The organism is Paenibacillus sp. 2TAB23 (genome assembly GCF_052115165.1).
Lineage (GTDB): Bacteria > Bacillota > Bacilli > Paenibacillales > Paenibacillaceae > Pristimantibacillus.
Map to the genome: position 1 here is coordinate 1 of NZ_JBFRGD010000053.1, position 4,192 is coordinate 4,192.

Consider the following 4,192-nt stretch of genomic DNA (forward strand, 5'->3'; position numbering starts at 1 on the left):
TCCAGTACTTTAACATATTCGTCTTGCGTAGTCGGCATCTGCAGGTTCAATTTGTCCAGCCAGTCCTGACGGATCATGCCTGCGTACCTTCCGTAATCCACCGAACCCGGAATGTAGTAGATGTGCCCTTGGCCGGTCGGGTCATTCGCTTTGACAACATCCCACATTTCCGCTGGAATCGCTTCCCATACGTTCGGCGCATACTCTGGCAGCAATTCCGTCAGATCCGCGATTGCTCCGTTTTTGGCCAGGCTGTCTTCAATGCCTTGCTGGGGAGTGAACATGTCTGGCATTTCATTGGCTGCGATCTTTAGGTTCAGCTGATTTAGGTAGTTGGTGCCTCCATTCCATTCCACATAGGGATGAATGACGCCGACACCCAGCTTTTCCTTGTAGAATTCATACAATGGGCTGCCTTTGGTTATCGGTTTGTAGCCAATATTCGTACCCCATACTTCGATATCGACAGCTTCACTCACGCTTTCCGTCTGATTCTGTTTGTTTTCATTTTGGTCGGCATTTTTGGCATTGTTCCCGTTTCCACCGCAACCGGTTATAGCCGTGACCGCAAGTATGCCTGCAGCCAAGCTTATCCCCATTTTTTTGAATTTCATCTGTTTGCCCCCTCTTTTTTTGTAGTGATATGTTTAAGGCTGTTAGCCAATAAACCGAGAAAACAGAAATCGCTTTCATTTGATTTTTTGTAATTGAATTCGTTTGCAATGTAAATATACATCTCGGAGTTTGGCCTCTCAATATGGCTTTTTTAAGGTTAAACTAGGTCATTTTTAAGGAAAATGTTGATGAATATTACACCTGATCGATGATTATTCTCTGATAAGTTAGATCATAAAAAAACAGGAGCCGCCTAGTTTCAGCAGCTCCTGCTATGAACATCCATTTCATTTTCCCATTTCAATATTTGTCAAACGGACAGGTCCGATGAGCCCGCTCGGTTCTTGCTGCGCAAATGCCGATAAGTAATCGCGTTTATCCTTCGCCAACGTATTCGTCACTTCCACGACAAGCTTATTGGTCCCCTGCTTGATCAGGCCATGAATTTCCAATTGGTACGGTGGACAGATGCGCACGCCTGCTTGCTCTCCATTTAACCACACTTCCGCCGTTTCATAGACAGCTCCTAAGTCCAATAATGCGTGACTGCTGGTTTCTTTCCACTCGAACTCCGTTTCATACCTAAAAGTACCCGAAAACCGAGGTAAAATATTTGGTCCGCTCATATTTATTAATGTCCTCACACTTCCCCATTCCTTAAAGTTAGGGTAATGTTCGGCATCCGCAATATAGATAGTCCAGCTGTCTCCCAACTCCCTGTATATCCCCTTTGCTTGCCGTGGAAGCGCGGCAGACTGCTCAAGCTCAGCGCCATGGAGAAGGACAACGGATTGATAAGGATGGAGATTAATGCGTACCTTGCCGGGCTCACTATTCGCATGCAATAAGCTCAAGCCATTTAGGAAGGCATCGTAAGTATAGACATCGCCTTGAATTGGCAATACAATGTCGGCTTGAATGCTCTGATTCGGATGCTCGTTAAAGAACATAAAGATATCCAATCCATCATGAACGTAATGATAATTCCGAAGATATGGTTCGTATTGGCCGACTTTAATATCGAAATGTCCGTCATTCAGCAATACTTCAGACAGTTGGCTGAGAGACACAAGCTTAACATTCTTGTGGCCAGCAAGAAGGGACAGTTCCGTGCTTACATCGCGGCCCTCGCTGGAACGCGTCGGCAGTCCATCAATAAAACGGACGGGAAGGCCTTGATCTGCGAAAACGGCCAAGCAACGTATCATCTCGGCGGGCAGCGCATCTGCGTAAGGTACGATCAGACATTGAAAATCCTCATGACTGATAAGCAGCTTGCCGTTCTGTACGCTCGCAGCCTCTAATAGAACGTCTGCGGGAATTACATCGCAATCGATCTGGTGTTGCATTAAAGCCTTAACGGGCAAATGAAAATACATGGATTCTCCCGCCCATTCTGCTTCAGCGTGATATAAGACGGCTGCTGTCGCCACATGTCTTCCGCCCGAAATCAGGTGGCTCATCCGATTCATATATTGATTCAGATGCTTATAATACCGGTACTGCGGGTTTTTCCCGCTTGCGTACATATGCGGCGGGCAATCGGGGTCCGGAAATGCTTTTTGGCTGAAAGCATGCGGGACAAAATAATTAACTCCACGGACCAGCATGTGGTCTGTAAGCCATTTCATCAGCTTTAAGCCTTCCGCCCAACCATATGCGCCGTACACTTCGCACATCGTTCGGCCTTTTTTTTTCGGATCGATGTGTCCGAGCGACACCCCTAGCTTGGCGAGGCCATAGTGGAAAAACGCACTGTCCGTCTCCCCTGCGGGCCAGCGGAACGACATTTCATCGAAGCCGGGAACGATCTGCCAAAGCACAACATCGAGACCTGACATGTCCTGCCCCCACAGCGATCGGAAGAAGTGACCGGCGCCGGCGCCAAGTCTTGCATGAACGTTATTGTCCTCAAGCACATGCCCGATATATTCCACCCCGCGCGCTCTGCACCAGTCCCCGATTTGACTGCAGAAGTTATCGCCGTATAGCTTGCTAACTATATTCATGTATGCATAACGAATAATGTTCGACTGTTCTCCGGCATCATGCCAGAGAAGGTGAAGGCTTTTACGATAGTTCTCGCCTAGTGCCTGCTCGAGCAAATCAGGAATTTCACTGCTCCAAGGAAGAGACACGCCTGGTTTCCCGGGCTTTGAATCGAAGTCAAAGGTCGCCTTATCATTATAAAATCCGGGTTCATCCGAGAAGAAGCCAGCAAAGGTTTTTCCAAAATCAGCTTGATACCGCTCGTAAAATGCCTCATAAACCGTATCAAGCAGTATGCGAACCGAGTCCCGAACGAGCGGGTTCAGATAATCCTCCTGTGCCTTACTGCCACCATCCTTGTTCTCGGAAACGATAAATACCCGCCAATGCCCTTCAGGAATATCCCAATACAGAATGCCATCCCGCACAAGCTCGGTGATGTCAACGCAGTCACTGGTTAACGATCCTGTAACTGGTTCACGACGGACCGCTACGACCGAAAGCAGTTTGTTGCTGCCGCTTGCGTAATGGCTCAACGAATAAGTCGGCCGAAGCCCGTTCATAAGCAAGGTGTCCAGCAGTAAAGAGGTTCCTTGTGCAGGACCGATGGTATCCATGTACCGTTCGCCCAAAAATACGCGATGAAGCTCTTCTGGAGCTTCCTTCACCTTGCCAGCGGCATGCCCTGTAGGAAAATGATCGTCATCGAGCATCCACACTTTCATGCCGCGACTACGAGCTTCGTCCATAATGATGTCCATATCCAACCACCACTTCGCGCCAAGGAAATCCGGGTGAGGCCTTGCTTCTACGCAAACAGCGCCGATTCCGGATTCGTGGACACGAGCGATCTCGTTTCGAATCGTGCCTTCTTCTTCACCTTGCTGCCAGAGAAAGGGGAGAATATAGTTTTGTTCCTGACCTTCCAGCACTTCTTTCAACCGAATATTCATTATAGCCTCCTATTCCAATTCCATCTTTGTTCACGATACCGTTCATTGGTTTTATGGGGATGAAACAGATAACGCGCACCCGTAAAGGCGCGCGTCTGTACATACAGAGAAGAGTGTTCGCTCTTGAACGTTAGGCTTCTCTGGTCGGACAATTATTGATGCACTTTGGAATACCATTCTCGGGCACGCTTCGTTACTTCTTCTCCGCCTGATTTGTTCCACTTCTCCACAAATTCGTCAAACTTGCTGATTGGGTATTGCCCGAGTATGATTTTCGCGGCGTATTCCACGAATAACGTACGGTTGTTAATATCAGGGAAGCCTTCATAGATGCTGGCCGATATGCCGTCGCCGGCAATGACCTTCGCATACTTCTGGGCTTCATCCATATTTTTGGTCAGCTGGTCGATTGCCCACTTGCTGTCGTCCGAGGCGGTATCATTATAGAGATCTTTTGTAAATGCTAGTGTTGCCGAGCTCGAGTATGGATTAAGCACTTGATTCTCCATCGTGCTCTTGTCATCCGGCAGCTTGGTCGCTTTGCCGTCTTTCATCGTGTAATGCATGCCCTCCACGCCGAGGTACATTTCTTTCCAGTTATCCTTGTCGTACATGTTATTCAACAGCTTCAGGGT

General features: G+C 48.1%; 1 protein-coding gene and 2 pseudogenes. All 3 read right to left on the bottom strand.

Annotated features, from left to right (window positions below; all coding sequences use genetic code 11):
- Nucleotides 1–614: pseudogene (locus AB4Z29_RS32120) on the bottom strand (ABC transporter substrate-binding protein); the annotation flags it as partial.
- A 288-nt stretch (nucleotides 615–902) separates the two neighbouring features.
- Nucleotides 903–3,557, bottom strand: a complete 2,655-nt coding sequence (locus tag AB4Z29_RS32125; RefSeq protein ID WP_441946939.1) for a glycosylhydrolase-like jelly roll fold domain-containing protein — start codon at nucleotides 3,555–3,557, stop codon at nucleotides 903–905.
- A gap of 152 nt (nucleotides 3,558–3,709) precedes the next feature.
- Nucleotides 3,710–4,192, bottom strand: a pseudogene (locus tag AB4Z29_RS32130) (ABC transporter substrate-binding protein); the annotation flags it as partial.